At 69.4% G+C, this 16077-nt stretch carries 17 protein-coding genes and 1 pseudogene; 9 read left to right on the top strand and 9 right to left on the bottom strand.

Annotation, left to right across the window (positions count from 1 at the left end):
* Both AC2VOR_RS14200 and AC2VOR_RS14205 read left to right on the top strand, forming a co-directional pair.
* Positions 1 to 179, top strand: a 179-nt coding sequence (locus tag AC2VOR_RS14200; RefSeq protein WP_486963985.1) for a thioredoxin family protein, incomplete at its 5' end; no start/stop codon positions are given.
* Positions 180 to 607: 428 nt separating this feature from the next.
* A pseudogene (locus AC2VOR_RS14205) lies at positions 608 to 1194 on the top strand (TIGR03085 family metal-binding protein).
* A gap of 153 nt (positions 1195 to 1347) precedes the next feature.
* On the opposite strand, the gene AC2VOR_RS14210 reads toward AC2VOR_RS14205, so the two are convergent.
* The 4 genes from AC2VOR_RS14210 to AC2VOR_RS14225 all read right to left on the bottom strand — a co-directional run bounded on the left by AC2VOR_RS14210 (position 1348) and on the right by AC2VOR_RS14225 (position 3896).
* Positions 1348 to 2721, bottom strand: a complete 1374-nt coding sequence (locus AC2VOR_RS14210; RefSeq protein ID WP_369738152.1) for an FAD-binding oxidoreductase — start codon at positions 2719 to 2721, stop codon at positions 1348 to 1350.
* 97 nt (positions 2722 to 2818) lie between these two features.
* A complete protein-coding gene (locus AC2VOR_RS14215; RefSeq protein ID WP_369738153.1) occupies positions 2819 to 3280 on the bottom strand; it encodes an SDR family NAD(P)-dependent oxidoreductase in 462 nt (153 codons plus the stop codon).
* A 23-nt stretch (positions 3281 to 3303) separates the two neighbouring features.
* Entirely contained in the window at positions 3304 to 3474 is a 171-nt protein-coding gene (locus tag AC2VOR_RS14220) for a hypothetical protein (RefSeq protein ID WP_369738154.1), read from the bottom strand.
* Positions 3450 to 3896: a DUF1707 domain-containing protein gene (locus tag AC2VOR_RS14225; protein WP_369738155.1), complete on the bottom strand. Its 447-nt coding sequence runs from the start codon at positions 3894 to 3896 to the stop codon at positions 3450 to 3452. The genes AC2VOR_RS14220 and AC2VOR_RS14225 overlap by 25 nt, the downstream gene beginning before the upstream one ends.
* A gap of 65 nt (positions 3897 to 3961) precedes the next feature.
* On the opposite strand from AC2VOR_RS14225, the gene AC2VOR_RS14230 reads away from it, so the two are divergent.
* Both AC2VOR_RS14230 and AC2VOR_RS14235 read left to right on the top strand, forming a co-directional pair.
* Positions 3962 to 4558: a TetR/AcrR family transcriptional regulator gene (locus AC2VOR_RS14230; protein WP_369738156.1), complete on the top strand. Its 597-nt coding sequence runs from the start codon at positions 3962 to 3964 to the stop codon at positions 4556 to 4558.
* A 57-nt stretch (positions 4559 to 4615) separates the two neighbouring features.
* On the top strand, positions 4616 to 5431 hold the full coding sequence (locus tag AC2VOR_RS14235; protein WP_369738157.1) for a lysophospholipid acyltransferase family protein: 816 nt from the start codon (positions 4616 to 4618) through the stop codon (positions 5429 to 5431).
* Here the strand turns inward: AC2VOR_RS14235 and AC2VOR_RS14240 are convergent.
* Positions 5410 to 6675 (bottom strand): cytochrome P450, encoded by a 1266-nt coding sequence (locus AC2VOR_RS14240; RefSeq protein WP_369738158.1) that lies wholly within the window; start codon positions 6673 to 6675, stop codon positions 5410 to 5412. The two genes, AC2VOR_RS14235 and AC2VOR_RS14240, sit on opposite strands and share 22 nt — an antisense overlap.
* 108 nt (positions 6676 to 6783) lie before the next feature.
* Complete coding sequence (locus AC2VOR_RS14245) at positions 6784 to 7377, bottom strand: class I SAM-dependent methyltransferase (protein ID WP_369738159.1); 594 nt, start codon at positions 7375 to 7377, stop codon at positions 6784 to 6786.
* 239 nt (positions 7378 to 7616) lie between these two features.
* On the opposite strand from AC2VOR_RS14245, the gene AC2VOR_RS14250 reads away from it, so the two are divergent.
* From AC2VOR_RS14250 to AC2VOR_RS14265, 4 genes are all read left to right on the top strand, one after another.
* Positions 7617 to 8069: a VOC family protein gene (locus tag AC2VOR_RS14250; RefSeq protein ID WP_369738160.1), complete on the top strand. Its 453-nt coding sequence runs from the start codon at positions 7617 to 7619 to the stop codon at positions 8067 to 8069.
* 89 nt (positions 8070 to 8158) lie between these two features.
* A complete protein-coding gene (locus AC2VOR_RS14255) occupies positions 8159 to 8437 on the top strand; it encodes a hypothetical protein (protein ID WP_369738161.1) in 279 nt (92 codons plus the stop codon).
* Between the two features lie 63 nt (positions 8438 to 8500).
* The gene (locus AC2VOR_RS14260) at positions 8501 to 8770 is read left to right on the top strand and encodes a type II toxin-antitoxin system Phd/YefM family antitoxin (protein WP_369738162.1); all 270 of its coding nucleotides are present in this window, start codon (positions 8501 to 8503) and stop codon (positions 8768 to 8770) included.
* Positions 8767 to 9177: a type II toxin-antitoxin system VapC family toxin gene (locus AC2VOR_RS14265; RefSeq protein ID WP_369738163.1), complete on the top strand. Its 411-nt coding sequence runs from the start codon at positions 8767 to 8769 to the stop codon at positions 9175 to 9177. Before AC2VOR_RS14260 ends, AC2VOR_RS14265 begins: the two co-directional genes overlap by 4 nt.
* Before the next feature lie 40 nt (positions 9178 to 9217).
* On the opposite strand, the gene ilvA is transcribed toward AC2VOR_RS14265, so the two are convergent.
* The 3 genes from ilvA to AC2VOR_RS14280 form a co-directional block, all read right to left on the bottom strand.
* On the bottom strand, positions 9218 to 10468 hold the full coding sequence (gene ilvA, locus AC2VOR_RS14270) for a threonine ammonia-lyase (protein WP_369738164.1): 1251 nt from the start codon (positions 10466 to 10468) through the stop codon (positions 9218 to 9220).
* Complete coding sequence (locus AC2VOR_RS14275) at positions 10465 to 11400, bottom strand: alpha/beta fold hydrolase (protein WP_369738165.1); 936 nt, start codon at positions 11398 to 11400, stop codon at positions 10465 to 10467. The genes ilvA and AC2VOR_RS14275 overlap by 4 nt, the downstream gene beginning before the upstream one ends.
* Positions 11401 to 11598: 198 nt before the next feature.
* Positions 11599 to 14844 carry an SNF2-related protein gene (locus AC2VOR_RS14280; RefSeq protein ID WP_369738166.1) on the bottom strand — a complete coding sequence of 1082 codons (3246 nt, stop codon included), beginning with the start codon at positions 14842 to 14844 and terminating at the stop codon, positions 11599 to 11601.
* Between the two features lie 410 nt (positions 14845 to 15254).
* Between AC2VOR_RS14280 and AC2VOR_RS14285 the strand changes: the two genes are divergently transcribed.
* Positions 15255 to 16052, top strand: coding sequence for a hypothetical protein (locus AC2VOR_RS14285; RefSeq protein WP_486963984.1), 798 nt, complete (start codon positions 15255 to 15257; stop codon positions 16050 to 16052).
* Positions 16053 to 16077 lie beyond the last annotated feature (25 nt).

Below are 16077 nucleotides of genomic sequence, written 5' to 3' on the forward strand. Positions count from 1 at the left end.
GCGAGCAGCTGACGGTGGCCAAGCTCGACGTCGACGCCAACCCGCAGACCGCCTCCCAGTTCCAGGTGGTGTCGATCCCCACCATGATCCTGTTCAAGGACGGGCAACCGGTGAAACGGATCACTGGCGCCAAGGGCAAAGCGGCGCTGCTGCGCGAGATTTCGGAATTCGTGGGTTAACTGTCGATGACCGACACCGCCCGAATCGCCTCGGCGAGGATTTCGGTGACGACCTCCGGCCGGTGATCAGCGGCGCGTGATCGACCGGGTGTGTCCGCGTGTGGGCGTTCACGCATTCGGCCATGAACTTTTGGGTGGCCCGGTTGATCATCCGGTCTTCCTCGGCGATCAGCTACCAGGCGGGTAGCTCCTTCCATCCGGGTTCGGGCACCGGCGTCCGGATGTACGCCGCGGCGATGGGCCGCGGCGAGCACTGCGTGTTCCCGGTCGCCCGTGTGCTAGGCAAAGGCGTTAATGGAAGCCGGCTCAGCTCGACCCGTCGGCCCATGCTCCGTGGGCGAGGATAACAGTGGGTTGCGCAACCCATAATTCTGGCACGTCGCCGCCGGCGGGTCAATCGCGTGCCGGAGCGCATAGACTCGGGCGCCATGGCCGCTGTTCCGCTGGACATGCGGGAGCGTTTGGAGTTCTGCGACCTGCCCGACGAACTCGCCCCTCCGTTCCCGCCCTGATCGAGGGCTGGACCGCGCACGATCTGGCCGCGCACGATCTGGCCGCGCACGTGGTGTTGCGGGAACACGACGCCCTTGCCGGCTTGCCGGCCCGTGCCTCGTGCTGCCCGGTGCGTTCGCGCGGTTCGCCGAGTGCACCGGTCGGCGCTGGCCGCGCGCCAGGATTTCGCGTCGCTGGTTACGCGGGTCCGCTCCGGACCGCCCGTCGGGTTCTTGCGCATCGGGGTTAGTGCGTGCGATGGCGAATCTCAACGAGTTCTTCGTCCATCACGAGGACGTGCGGCGGGCGAACGGGCTCGCGCCGTGTCTGCTGGCGTCGGACATGGATGCGGCGTTGTGGCGCAACGTGGGTCGCGGCGGCCGGTTTCTCGGCAGGGAGGCTTCGCGGTGGTGAGCTCGAGGTGGTGTGGGCCGCTGCCGGCCGGCGGGTCGTGGCGCGGGTCGACGTCAGCGGCGCCTCGGAAGCCGTTGCGGCGGTGCGTCGTACGCACTTCGGCATGTGAGCGCAGTGGGCCAGGCCCGGTCACATCGGCCACACGTGCACCTGGCCGAGGCGACCGGCGTTTTGCCCGCCTCGGAGCGACAACCGCGCGGCGGCCGGATTTGTCGCTCCGAGGCGGGCACATCGGACAACCCGCGGCCAGGTGACGGCTGGGTCAGCCGAACAGCACGTCGGGGTTGAGGATGCCCGCCGGGTCGAAGCTCTGTTTGATGCGGCGCAGCAGGCCCACCTTGACCGGGTCTTCGAGTTCGAGGAAGTACGGCGTCTTGGCGCGCCCGAGGCCGTGCTCGCCGGAGATGGCGCCGCCCACTTCCATTGCGAGCGCGAAGATGTCGGTCATGAGCTTCTTGCGCGCCGTCGGCTCCTTGCAGAAGATCGCCAGGTGCACGTTGCCGTCGCCGGCGTGCCCGCAGCCGACCGCACCACCGCCCGCGGCCCCCGCCAGGTCCCGCGCGGCGGCAAGGAATTTCGGCATCGCGCCGCGTGGCACCACGGTGTCGATGATGTCGTCGGCGCCCATGGCCTTGGCCGTCCAGAACGCCTTCTCGCGGGCCTCGATGAGCTTGCGCGCCGAGGCTCCTTCGAGCACGTACGCGTCGGCGGCGCCGAGCTCGGCCAGCAGCTCGCCGGCCCGCTCGACGTCCTCGTCGAGCCGGTCGGCCGTCCGGTTTTCGAGCGCCACAACGAGATAGGCCTGGCAGCTGTCGCGGATCGCGTCGGGAACACCCAGCTCCAGGTGCTGGGTGTGGACGATCGCGGCCATCGTCATGTTGTCGACGTACTCGAGGATGTAGGGCCCGAGCCCGCTGGCCAGGATCGCTGGCACCGCCGCCATCACCTGGTCGAAGTCGGCGAACGGGGCCAGCACGGTGGCGCTGTGCTCGAGCCGCGGGTGCAGCTTGACGATCACCTCGGTGGCCAGCGCCAGGGTGCCCTCGGAGCCGACGATCAACTGCGTGAGGTCGTAGCCGGTGGACACCTTGGCGATCCTGCCGCCGGTGCGGATGATCTCGCCGGTCGGCAACACGGCCTGCAGTCCGACCACGTTGTGGCGGGCGATCCCGTACTTGACCGCGTTCATCCCGCCGGCGTTGGTGCCGACGTTGCCGCCGACGCTGGAGGACAGCTCGCCCGGGTGGACCATGTAGCGCAGCCCATAATCGGTGGTCGCGGCGTCCAGCTCGGTCAGCGTCACTCCCGGCTGCACGACGGCGACCTGGTTGACCGTGTCGACCTCGAGGATCTTGTTCATCCGCTCGAAGGAGATCAAGAGCCCGTCGGCCCGGGGGATCGCCGCGCCCGAGAGCCCCGTGCCCGAACCGCGGGCCGTCACGGGAACCTTGTTGTGCGTGGCGGTCTCGAGCAGCCGCGCGACCTCCTCGGCGCTCGACGGCTTTGCCAGGTAAGCCGGCTTCTGCGGCGGCTGGCCCAGGTCCTCGTCGTGGGCGTAGTCGTCGGGGATCGCGTCCCCGGTCAGCAGGTAGTGGGTCCCGACGATCTCCGCGAAACCCGCCGTCATGTCGTTCATGAACGCACTTTAGAACCCGCCGCTGCGGCGGGACGCAGCATCCGCCCAATGAGGAGCGCCGAGAGCTGGCCGGGCGGGAGCCGTCCGCCGGTGGCCATCACCCGGTAGCGCCACCCCGGCACGACCGCGGCGTGGCCACGGTCGAAGGCGCGCAGGCGGGCGGCCACCACGGGTTCGGTGGCGAGGCGCCGTAGATCGCGGTGTGCGAAACGTCCGAGCCGAGCGCGTCGACGAACCCGGTGCGGGTGGGCCCGGGGCACAGCGCGGTCACCGTGACGCCCGAGCCGCGGGTCTCGGCCCACAAAGCCTGACTGAGCGAGAGGACGAACGCCTTGGAAGCACCGTAGGTGGCCTGGTATGGGCCCGGCTGAAACGCGATGGTGGAGGCGACGTTCAGGATGCCGCCGCGGCCTCGCGCCAGCATGCCCGGCAACACCGCGTGGGTCAGGCGCACCAGTGCGTCGACGTTGACCGCGACCAGTTCGTGCTCGCGCCCGGTGTCGATCTCGGCGAACGCGCCGTAGGTGCCGAACCCGGCGTTGTTAACCAGGACGTCCATCGCCCGCCCGTCGAGATGGGCGATCAGGCCGGCGTTCCGGCGCCCAGGTCGCCGACGACCAGCTCCACGTACGGGCGCGCGCGGTCCCGTCCGGCCAGCACCAGCGGGAAGCCCCGCGCCGCGAGCTGGTCGGCGAAGACCGCGCCCAGCCCGGAACTGGCCCCGGTGATCACCGCCCACGCGTGATTGGACATGATTTCTCTTCGATTGCAACGGATTTGACACTCAGAGCGTGGCCGGCCAGGCCGATCGCGCCGCCAAGGATCGGCCAGATCGGCCAGAAGTACGTCGCGGCGGTCGTGGCGGCGACGGCGGCCCAGACCGCGAGCGCGACGACGGCCATGGCCAGGTAGGCGCCCGCGTGCAGGCGCACCCCGCGGCGCGCCGCGGCGACGCGGGCGGCGCGGCGGCGGGGATCGTGGCGGCGGATGCGCTCGACCGGCAGGTCGGTGAGGACCTGCCGAAGCTCGCCGGCGGTGTGCGTCTCGAAGACGGCCTGCAGCCGCGCGTCGTAGTCGGGCAGCTGCAGGTAGCCCTGGGCGAGGGCTTGGCCCAGCAGGTCGGCGGTCTTCTCGCGGTCGCGGTCGCCGGCCAGCAGTTCGAGCGGTGTGGTCATCGGGGGCTCCCTCCGCTGACGATGTGAATAGCATTAACATAGACTACGATGTTAATGTCGTCAACATGGCTCGGGTCGCGCGGCGCAACAGCTACCACCACGGCGACCTCAAGCGCGCGCTGACCGACGCGGCGCTGGCGCTGGTGGCCGAGAAGGGGCCGAAGGGTTTCACGCTCACCGAGGCCGCCCGGCGCGCGGGTGTGAGCGCCGCGGCGCCGTATCGGCACTTCGCCGACAAGGCGGAGCTGCTGGCCGCGGTCGCCGAGCAGGGCTTCGGTGACCTGCACGCCGAGCTGGCGGCGGCCGCCGAGCGCGTGGCGGAACCGCGGGAGCGCGTGATCGAGCTGGGCCGGGTGTATGTGCGCTGGGCCGTCGGCCATCCCGACCACTACCAGGTGATGTTCGGGTCGGAGTCGCTCAAGGCCGAGCGCCCGAGCCTGGCGACGGCCGCCGAGCGGGCGTTCGACGACCTGCTCGCCGCGATCACGACGTGTCAGCAGGCGGGCCTCGTCGACGGGGACGATCCGCGCGAACTCGCCGCGCCGCTGTGGTCGCTGGTGCACGGGATCGCGTCGCTGACGATCGGCGGCGAGCTGCGTGCGGTGGGCATCGGGCAAGATCCAGAGGAGATCGTCAAGGGTGTTGTGGCCCAGTTGCTCTAGCGGCCGTGGTGCGGGGCTCGTAGCATCTGCTCACGCTCACCGGAGAGCAGGTACGAGATGACCGATGCCCCCACCGGCGTGACCGACGTCGACAAATGGGACCGCGGCATGACCGAGCGCATAATCGCGCTGACCCGACCGATCGTCAAGCGCTACTTCCGCTCCGAGGTGCGCGGCCTGGACAACATGCCGCCGGGGCCGTCGTTGGTGGTGGCCAACCATTCCGGCGGCATGCTGACCTTCGACCTGTCGGTGTTCGCGGTCGACTACTACGACACCTACGGCTACGAGCGTCCCCTCTACGCGCTCGCCTTCGACACGGTCTTCGCCGGCCCGGCCGCCGACTTCTTCCGGCGCACCGGGGTGATACGGGCGACCCGCGAGAACGCCGCCAGGGCCCTGGATGCCGGTGGCGTCGTGCTGGTCTTCCCGGGCGGGGACTTCGACGTCTACCGGCCGACCCTGCGCGAGAACGCCATCGACTTCGACGGGCGAACCGGCTACATCAGCACGGCGATGGAGGCCGGCGTGCCGATCGTTCCCGCGGTCTCCATCGGCGGGCAGGAAAGCCAGTTCTTTCTGTCGCGCGGCCAGTGGTTGTCGCGCCTGCTCGGGCTCACCAAGTTCGAACGCAAGTTCTTCCGAACGAACATCCTGCCGATCACGTTCGGCTTTCCGTTCGGTCTCAGCGTCTTGGCGCCGGTCAACATTCCGCTGCCCACCAAGATCGTCACCGAGGTGTTGCCACCGATCGACCTCGCAGCGGTCGGCGTCGCTGCTGACGTCAAAAGGCTTGACGCGCATGTGCGTTGGGTGATGCAGAAGGGCCTGCAGGCACTGGCCGCCCAGCGTCACTTTCCGATTCTGGGCTGAGATGGCGCCGGGGCGAAGGTGACCGGCAGCGTGGCCAGCCCGGTCATGCTGGGGTTGCCCAGATACTGGCGGACGCCCTCGAGTTCGACGCGGTAGTCGGGAATGCGCTCGAGCACCGCGGCGACCATCACCTGCGACACCACGCGCGCCAGGTGCGAGCCGATGCAGCGGTGCGGCCCCAGCCCGAACGCGACGTGGCGGTTGGGTGCGCGGTCCAGCACGATCTCGTCGGGCCGGTCGAACTCCTTCGCGTCGTGGTTGGCCGAGAGCCAGCTGAGGACGACGCGGTCGTTTTTCCGCAGGTGTTGACCGCCGATTTCGACGTCGCGGGTCACGGTGCGGCTCAGGGTCTGGTTGACCGAGAAGTAGCGCAGGAACTCGTCGGTGGCGCTGCGGTGCAGTTCGGGGTGGTCGATGAGTTGTCGGCGCAGCTGCGGGTGGGTGCCCAGGTGCAGCAGGGTCAGCGCGGTCTGGGAGGTCGTGGTGTCCACACCGCCGGCGATGAGGTTCCACAGGATGTTGAGCAGTTGTTCGTCGGAGAGGCGCCGGCCGTCGAATTCGAACGCGATGAGGAAGCTGGTCAGGTCGTCTCGCGGATTGCCGCGCCGGGCGGCCGCGAAGTCGAGGACGCCCTGCATCAGGGCGGGCACCTGCGCGATGGCCTGTGCGTACTCGGTGCTGTCCTGCGAGAGCGCCATGACGGAGTGGAACAGGTTGGCGTAGAGGTGCCAGTTGTCGTACGGCAGGCCCATGAGCTTCATGGTGAGGATGGCCGGGACCGGGCTGGCGTAGTCGAGCACGAGGTCCATCCGGCCGTCGGCGATGCGGCGGTCGAGGAACTCGTGTGCCTTCTGCTCCATGAACGGCTCGAGTTTGTGCACGGCGCCGGGGGAGAGGAACGGGGCCAGCGCGTGCCGCAGCGCCTGGTGATACGGGCCGTCGATCTCGCCGATGCCCAGCGCCGGTTGGCCTTCGGGGCGCGGGACACCCATCTCGCCCTGGTAGTCGACGCCGTCGTCGGCGTCGGGCTCGTATTTGTGGGCGAAGGTCTCGCCATCGCGGGCGGCGCGGCTGACGGCGTCATAGCTGCTGAGGTACCAGAAGCCGCCGTAGTTGGTGTTCCAGGCGACCGGGCATCGTTGTCGGAGGTTGGCGTTGACAGCCAGTTCGTCGAGGTTGAATTCGTCGGAGTGATGGTCGAAGTCGACGATTGCGTCGTCGGTGATGCCGGGGCGTGTGACCATCGGGAAGCCTTTCACGGCAAGGAGATCTGGCCGAGGTGGGGATTGCGCGCGTAGTGGTTTGTCTGTGCATTATTACGCCTTCGAGCGGTGCGGAGATAGCGTTCGCTGTCAGGTTTCGAGACCGGCCGGCCGCTGTTTGGTCGCGACGTAGAGGTGGACGCTGCCGAAACCACCGAGTTGCTCGTGGTGGACATCGAACCCGAAGCTGTCGAAGATCGCCGGCATGTCGCGGATCACGTCGCCCGCGCGCTTCCACAAGCCGGCCACGGTGCGGCCCAGCCGGTGGCCGTCGTCGGGATAGCCCACGTCGATCAATACCAGCCGCCCCTGATGCCTTAGCACGCGATGCATTTGGGTCATGGCCCGTTGAGCGTCGGGATAGCCGCTGAAGGACATGGTGTTGACGACGGTGTCGAACTGGCCGTCGGCGAAGGGCAGCGCCTCGACGTTTGCCTGACGCAGCTGGGCCGTCACGCCCGCCCGGCGCAGATTGTGCCGGGCGACCGCGACCATGCGCGCGTTGAGGTCCACCCCGCAGGTGTCGAAGTTGTTGGCGCAGCGGGTGAGCAACCAACCGGTTCCGAAAGAAACCTCGAGGACACGCGGGCCGCGGATGTGCGGGAGCGCTGCGCTGAGCCAATGCCGCCAGACCGGCAGCAGCTTGACCGCCAGGTCGTAGGGGCGGGCCCACCGCGTGTACATGCGATCGAAGTGTGCGGTGAATGCGCGGGCGTCACGCGGCTCCGACGGCCGGGGGCCATTCGACGAATCCTGCCGGCTCATCGCGGCTCCCTCTCGCGCCCAGCGTGGTTTTCGCCGGATTGCGGCGCGCCCGTGGCACCGGCGTCCGGTCGCTAAGCTATCACCCTGGGTGGTCGGCCATTCGCGGATTTCGCGGTCGGTGGGGCGCCGGTCCACAAGGCGCTGCCGGGAGGACTGTAATGGAAAGTCACCGAACGGTTTTCAACCATGTCGGGTTGTGTGTCGCGGATCGGGAGCGGTCGCGGCGCTTCTACGAGGGGCTGCTCGGGTTCGAGTTCTGGTGGGAGATCGAGCCGCCCGACGACCGCACCGCCCGGCTGGTGGGGCTGCCCGAGCCGCTGGGCGTGCACGCGACGTATCTGGTGCGTGACGGGTTCGTGCTCGAACTGATCGACTACTCCAGGCGCGACGTGCATGCCGGGCCCGAGCGCGTCATGGACCAGGTGGGGCTGACGCACATCTCGTTCTCGGTGTCCGACCTGCCCGGCGTGCTGGCCCGGGTCGCGGACTTCGGGGGAGCGGTGGTCTCCGAATCGGTGACCGAGGGGTCGGCGATGATCCGCGACCCCGACGGGCAGCTGCTGGAGCTGCTGCCCGAGGGGTGGCTTGCGGTGTTGCCGCCGCGGCCGTAGCGGGTATGTCGGCGGGTTGGTCCTGTTGTCGGTGCCCGGTGGGATCGTGTCGCTCATGGTGACGACGACCCGGTGGGATCGTGTCGCTCATGGTGACGACCCGGTGGGAGGCCGCGATGATCGCAGTGAAGTTGACGGGTGCGGCGGTGCTGGCGGGCGCCGCGCTGGGCGTGCTGACCGCCGCGCCGGCGCACGCCGCTCCGCCGTGCGCGCAGTTCGGCACCTGCCAGTACATGCCGAACCCCAATTACGACGGCCCGTTGCTCCCGACGTGGGACACGCCCGGAACCTACGGCGGCTGGACGAACCTGCCGGTGATGTGCGACCCGGCGGCGTATCGGTGTGAGCAGTACGTCCCGGTGCCGTGACCGCGCCGGGTGCGGAAATGCATGGCTGCTCCGTGTAGCACATTAAGTGCTACACTAGTCGCCATGGACAGCATCGGGATCCGTGAATTGCGCCAGAACGCCAGCGTGTGGATCGCGAAAGTCAAGGCGGGGCTGACCGTCCAAATCACCGACCGCGGTCGGCCGGTAGCGCGGCTGGTGCCGATCACGCCCGCCGAACAGGTGCGTGACCAACTCATCGCCCACGGCCGGTTGATCCCCGCTGCCGCGCCCCGAGTCCCCCTCGACAGGGCCGATCTGATCGAGGGCCCGCCACTCTCGTCCATACTGGATGAACAACGCTCCGATCGATGATCTACCTCGATACGTCGGCTACCGTGAAACTGGTTGCGGCTGAAGAAGAGTCCGCGGCCCTGATCGATTGGCTCAACGCACACCCCGACGAAAACCTCGTCACCAGCGCCGTGGGCCACATCGAGCTGATCCGAGCGGCCACACGAATCGGGCCCCAAGCTGTAGCGCTCGCGCGAAATGTCGCCGCGACGATCGACACCCTTGTTCTGACGGACGCTATCGCGGCAGCGGCGGCCACGAGCTCGCCTGCCGAGCTGCGGACCCTGGACGCAATACACCTGGCCACGGCGCATATCCACCGAAAGTCGCTGACCGCTTTCTGCGCCTACGATCGCCGGCTGCTCGGCGCAGCCGAATCGCATGGGCTGCCAACGGTTTCCCCGCGCGGCGCCGCAGACATCAGCTAGCCGATTGCCCGGCACGGGTGTGCGCCTGGCAGCGACAACGTCACCGTCGCTGGTTGTCCTCGACGGAGACGACGAATTTCGCCCCGGTCAGGGCGGCCAGGACCTCGTCGCGGTGCTCGGGGCCGCGGGTCTCGACGGTGAGCCGCACCTCGACCTCGTCCAGGGCGAGCCGGCGTGCCGTGCGGGAGTGCACCACGTCGAGCACGCTGGCGCCGCTCGCGCCGACCACGTCGAGCAGGCGGCCGAGCGCGCCGGGTCGATCCGGGATGGTGACGGTCACCGAGAGGTAGCGCCCGGCGGCGCGCAGGCCGTGGGTGATCACGTGGGTCGACACCAGGGGGTCGATGTTACCGCCGGACAGGACCGCACACACCGGGCCGGACAGGGCGAGTTCGGGCGCCAGGGTCATCAGCGCCGCCACCGCCGCCGCCCCGGCCGGTTCGACGACGAGTTTTGCGCGCTCCATGCACAACAGCAGCGCATGCGACAGGGCGTCTTCGGTGACGGTGCGCACCGAGTCGGCGAACGCGGCGACGTGGGCGAACGTGACGGCCCCGGGCATCGCGACGGCGATGCCGTCGGCGATCGTCGACATCGACTCCAGGCGCACCGGGTGCCCGGCGGCCAGCGAGGCCGGCCAGGCCGCCGCGTTGGCGGCCTGCACGCCGACCACCCGGACGTGCGGCGCCAGATGATGTGCGGCCGTGGCGATGCCGGCGAGCAGTCCGCCGCCGCCGGTCGGCACCACAATGGTTGCGACGTCGGGGATCTGGTGCAGGATCTCCAGCCCGACGGTGGCCTGGCCGGCGATGACGTCGGCGTGGTCGAACGGGTGGATGAACACCGCGTCATGCCGCAGCGCGTAGTCGAGCGCCGCGGCCAGCGCCTCGTCGACGGTGTCGCCGACCAGGTGGACCTGGGCGCCATAACCCTTGGTGGCCAACAGTTTCGGCAGCGCGACGGTGACCGGCATGAACACCGTCGAGGCGATTCCCAGTTCGGTCGCGGCCCACGCGACGCCCTGCGCGTGGTTGCCGGCGCTGGCCGCGACCACGCCGCGGGCGCGTTCCGCGGCGCTCAGGCCGGCGATCCGGTGGTAGGCGCCGCGGGCCTTGAACGAGCCGGTGTGTTGCAGGTTTTCGCATTTGAGCCAGGTGGGTTGGCCGGTGTGCTCCGAGAGCACCCGCGACGCGATGACGGGGCTTGGTCGCAGCACCGGCCGGAGCCGGTCGGCCGCGGCGTCTAGCTGGTCGCACGTCAGCAGTGGTATGACCGGGTTGTTTTGTCTCACAGCGCTTCCCGAAGGAATCCCAGGACCGCCCCGGCCTCGGCGAACCCGCCGAGGTGGCTCTCGCCCGGACACACGACGAGGTCGGCGTCGGGCAGGTGCGAGACCGCCGACCGGGCCGCGGCGAGGGGCACCAGCGGGTCGGCGTCGCCGTGCCACCACCGCACCGGGGCCTTGACGTCGGCCAACCGGAAACCCCAGTCGCGCCCGAACAGGCGCAGGTCGTCGATGGTCGCCTGGCAGCCGCCCCTGAGGGAGAGCACGAAGTCCTCGACGAACACGGCCTCCATGGCGGGGTCGGCGAACACCCGCTGGTCGCCGGCGGGCTGAAACACCGAGTACGCGCGCAGGCCGTAATGCGCGGCGGGAATCAGGGGTGCGAGCAGCCCGAACGTGAGCGCCGCCAACGGCCGGCGCAGCGTCGACAGCAGCGGTGCCGCGCGGCGGGCGAGGCCGTCGACGGGGCCGGCGCCGGCCTCGGGCCCGACCGACGGGACCATGCCGCCCAGCACCGCCACGGCGGCCACGCGGGCGGCCGGCGGCGACACCGCGCCGCAGGCCAGGGCGAAGGGGCCGCCGCCGGAGAGCCCGACGACGCCCAGCCGTTGGGCGCCGAGGGCGTCGGCCACCTCGGCCGTGTCGGCGGCCCAATCGGCCACCGCGGCGTACGCGTGCGGGTCCGACAGGCCCGAACCCGGCCGCTCCACGACGACCACGCGCAGGCCGAGTCGTTCGGCGGCGCGCCGGCCGGGTAGCGAGAGCTGGCGTCTGCCACCCGGGGTGCCGTGGCACCACAGCACCACCTCGCCGCGGGGGTCGCCGTATTCGGCGAAGCCCAGGCGACGGCCGTCGGACAGGTGGAAACGCCCTTCGGCGCGGGGCTTTTCGACGGGTCCGACGCGGAAGGGGTGCCGCAGGGGATTGCTCAGTTTCATGGTCTGGGACGAGGGTAGGCGACCCGGGGCGGTGGGACCAGCAAAACGGCTGAGCGGGTTGGCTCGGTGGCCCGGGACAACGATTTCGATGCCCTCGAGCGTTGGCGCCGAGCTGACCGTCACCCGGGCCTGGTGCCTCTGGCCGAGTCGGCACTCTTTGTGCCCGCCTCACAGCGACAAGCGTTCCCGGTCGTCGGCTCAGGCGAGCAGTCCCCGGATGTCGTCGGCGGTGAGCGCCGAGCCGAACGCGTTGCCGTCGTCGATGACGCTGGCGAACAACTTGGCCTTCCGGGCGTTGAGGGCCATCACCTTGTCCTCGATGGTGTCGCGGGCAATGAGCCTGTACACCATGACGTTTCGCGTCTGGCCGATGCGGTGGGTGCGGTCGACGGCCTGGGCCTCGGTGGCCGGGTTCCACCACGGGTCGAGCAGGAAGCAGTAGTCGGCCTCGGTGAGGTTGAGCCCGAATCCGCCGGCCTTGAGACTGATCAGGAACACCGGTGCGGTGCCCTCCTTGAACCGCTGTATGGCGGCGGCGCGGTTGCGGGTTCGCCCGTCCAGGTAGCAGTAGTCGATTCCCTCGGTGTCGAGGCGATCGCGGACCCGGCCCAGGAACCGGGTGAACTGACTGAACACCAGCGCGCGGTGACCGCCGTCGACGACGTCGCGCAGATGCTCGGCGAGTACGTCGATCTTGGCGCAGGCCGGCGCGTCGTGGGCGGGATCGACGAGACCGGGGTGCAGCGCCATCTGCCGCAACACGGTCAGCGACTTCAAAATCGTGAACCGGTTGCGCTGCATGTCGTCGAGCAGGCCGAGCACCTTCTGTCGCTCGCGTGCGAGGCGCTTGTTGTAGAGGGCGCGATGCCGCGGTGGCAGCTCGATGTCGAGGACCTGCTCTTGTTTGGGCGGCAGTTCGGCGGCGACGAGCTCTTTGGTGCGGCGCTTGACCAGCGGCTTGATGCGGCGCCGGAACAGGGCCAAAAGCTCGGCGTCGCCGCTCTTTTCGATGGGTTTGGCGTAGAACTCGGCGAACTTGGTCGGGCTGGGGAACAATCCGGGGGCGGTGATCGACAGCAGCGACCACAGCTCCATGAGATTGTTCTCCATGGGGGTGCCGGTGATGGCCAGCTTGAACGGTGCGGCCAGCTTGCGGGCGCACTGGTAGGTCTTGGCGTGATGGTTCTTGACGTACTGGGCCTCGTCGAGGATCAATCCGGACCAGGCCCGGGCGGCGTGGGCGTCGAAGTCGAGGCGAAACAACGTGTAGGAGGTGACGACGATGTCGGCGCCCGCCGCCAACTCGTCGAGGTCGGCGCCGGCGCGGTGCAGGGTGTCGTAGAGTGCCACGACCGACAGCTCGGGTGCGAACCGTGTGGCCTCGGCGGCCCAGTTGGCCACCACGCTGGCCGGTGCGACCACCAGAAACGGAGCCATGCCCGGATTGTGCTGGCGGGCATGGCAGATCAGCGCCAGCGTCTGGACCGTCTTGCCCAGGCCCATGTCGTCGGCCAGGATCCCGCCGAGCCCGTGGGAGTACAGGGTTGCCAGCCAGGCGAACCCGTCGGCCTGATACGGCCTGAGCTCGGCGCGCAGGCCGCCCGGCAGTGCTGCCGGTTCCAGGCCCTGCAGCGCGCGCAGCCCATTGACCTGGCGCCGCCACTCGTCGGCCTGGCGGGTCACGACCCCGAGCTCGGCCAACTCGTCGAACATCCCCACCTGGAACCGGCTGATGCGGGTCGGCCCCTCTTCGGCGTCGGTGAGCGCGCGGGCCTCGGCGATGAGCTGACGCAGCTTGACCAGCTCCGGCTTGTCGAGGGCGAAGTAGGCGCCGTCGGGCAGCAGCAGGTGCGACTGGCCGGATGCGAGCGCGGTGAATACGCTGACGAACGGAACCTGGTTGCCCTCGATACTGATCGTGACGCCCAGGTCGAACCAGTCCGTCTCGCCGGGCACCGCGTCCGTCGTCACCGCGATGACCAGCGAGCCGCCCGCTTCGCGATAGTGCACCGGATCGCCGAGAACCTCGAGGGTGATATCGGGGAGCTCGCCGAGCAGCGGTTGAATTTCGGTGGCGAATCGCATGGTGTCCAGGCCGGACAGCGACGTTCCGGTGAGAGTGCCGTCGGCGCCGCGGAGACCCACCTGCTCCAGCGGCGCGTCGATGCTCGACGCGAGCGCACTCTCGGCCGCCGGGTCGCGGTAATCGGCAAGCCGAAACGCGTCGACCGGAACGCGAATGTCGTTGTCGGCCAACCGGTATGCCCATTCCCAGGTCAACTCAAGCTGGTGGTCGTCCCGGTAGTCCGCGTGCAGGACCAGGGACGGGCCGACGATCGTGGGCGGCGTGAAGGAATCGTCGGAGGAGGTGATGGCCGCGATGCGGCGCAGCCTGGGGTAGTAGTCCGCGGCGAAGCGCGGCACCTCGTCGGCAGGGATGACCAGCGGCTGGTCACCGAGAGCGATGCGCTGCAAAGCCTCTGGCGCCGGCTTGTCCAGACGGGCCAGCCGCAAGCCACCGTCGTCGTACACCGCGCCGTGCCCCGAGGAGCCGATGAAGGCCAGGGGACGTGTCGTCGTGCCGTCGACCCGAAGCGCCGGCGTGACGGTCAGATCGCCGGAGTCGTTGGCGGTCACGTCCAGGCACAGCTGCCCCTCGACGTAGGGCGGCACCTCCCGCAGAGGTCGGGCCTGCAGCAGCCGCACCCCGACCCGGCGTCCCTCGTCGAGCAGCGACCACAATTGCGGGGACCCGAATCGCCGCAGCGAGATCGTCTTCCCGTCGTCGTACGCGTAACCACCGTACGAATAGCTGTAGTAGTCAGGCGAAGCCGAGTTCGATGCCCGGTAAGTGGCGTAGAGCTCCTGCAGCACCCGAACCTGGGCGTCGGGATAGTTGTGGCGCAGCGCGGGTAGCCTGGCCCAACTCAGGTCGCCGGCCACCCAGCCGCCGCGCTTTCCGGGCCGCACCAGCCGCGCGTCGAGAATCGGCGACGACCCGTTCACCGCCAACGTCAGCTCGACGGCCAGTGGTGTCCTGGTGTTGTCGTTGGTGAGGGGTGGGGGCAACAGCGCGTCCAGCGATCGGCGCCATGTCGGGGGAGCCGGCGGGGCCGGTGCATGGGCGGGCCGCAGCACCGTGGGCCCCGCGGCGGCGAGGACGACCGCCGCGACGTGTTTGCAGTCCTGCACCATCGGGCAGGTGCAGTCACCACCGTCGAGGGCGTACGCGTCGTCGCCGATAGGCACAAGTTCCGCCGTGGTCAGGTAGGTGCGGCCGTGGTTGCCGCGGACGGTGCCGGAAAGTTGCTCGGCGTCCGGGTCCCACAGGCAGCGCAGCACGCGTCCCTCGCGGGCATACGCCATGCCGCGCCGCCAGGTGTCGGCGTCGAGCATCTCGAAGGTGCTCTCCAGATCGATCGACGGATACATCAGTGACCGCATGAACGCACCGTAACGATCCGGTCCGACAGGAAGGCCGGACCACGCCGCGCGGCGGCCGAAGTGGGGCAGATGAGGTTTGTGAGGCTGCCGGACTCCGGCACTTGCGAACGTCGTCGCCGTCGGCGCGCGCAGCGCCAGGCCGGTGTCGGACCCCCGGACCAGACTCGCCTCAGTCGACGCGCCGTAGGTGAGCGCGTCAGTGGGCGACCAAGGGGAAAGCATGGGCAACAGAGCGAACTTCGTCGTTGTGAAAGATGGCGACTGGCAACTGTATTACTCGCACTGGGCGGGCTGCCGCATACTCGATGCGCTGATCGGCGGGCCCGACCTCGCGCTGCGCTACGCAGGCGCTACGGCGATGCGCCAGGGATCAGTGGGTCGATCCGCTGTGGGCCGACGGGGGTGCGGTGGTGGATCTCGATCGCCGCCGGGTGTTGTTCGTCGGCGACGAACTGATGGTGGAGATGGCCGAACGCCGGGCCCTGATGGAGGTGCTCGCGGCGGTGTGGCCCGGCTACTCGGTCGGCTGGGCCTACGACGGCACCACCGAACTGGCGGGCTACGTGGGCGCGGAGCTGCCGCCCTGTGCGTGGGATATGCGGCCAGGGCTGCGGCTCGCCCGTGATCGAAATGCGTTGTGTCATCTCGTCTCTGTCGTCGACGCCGCGGGGCAGATCCGGATGTGGCCGCTGTGGTGGCACCTCAGCAAGGCCTGGCATGGGCCCGCGCTGATGGACAGGCTGCCCGGCCGCGGGGTGCGCAGCTTGACGCGGGGCCAGATTCCCGAAGGTGGACTGCACATCGACCTGCCGCGAAAAATGTTGGGGGCGTGGCAGACCGCCGACACGATCGGTATCTTCCAGGCGCTTCCGCAGCTCTGGGACGGGTGGCAGACGGAGTGCTGGGAGGATCGCTTCGAGGAGCAGGTCCGCCGCTGCCAGGGGGCGTTGCGGGTCCCCGAGGTGGACTTGACCGCCGGTGTCGACAGGGCTCAGGCGCGGATCCGCGACAGGGTGTTTCAAGGCTTCGAGGACGGCCCGGCAGGACAGATTCTCGCACTCGCCAACCTGCTGAATCCGCTCCAGCCCGGTCTGGTGGTCAGCGCCGACGCCGTCGCCGACGGACTGGTTCGTCCAACCGAGGTCGAGTGGGACCGCTTCGTCGACGCGTGCGACCTACTGCGGAGCGCCGGTACCAAATCGGCGTGAAATCTGGCCGCGACGCATCGGTGCA

It is taken from the genome of Mycobacterium sp. TH-M103, assembly GCF_057473785.1.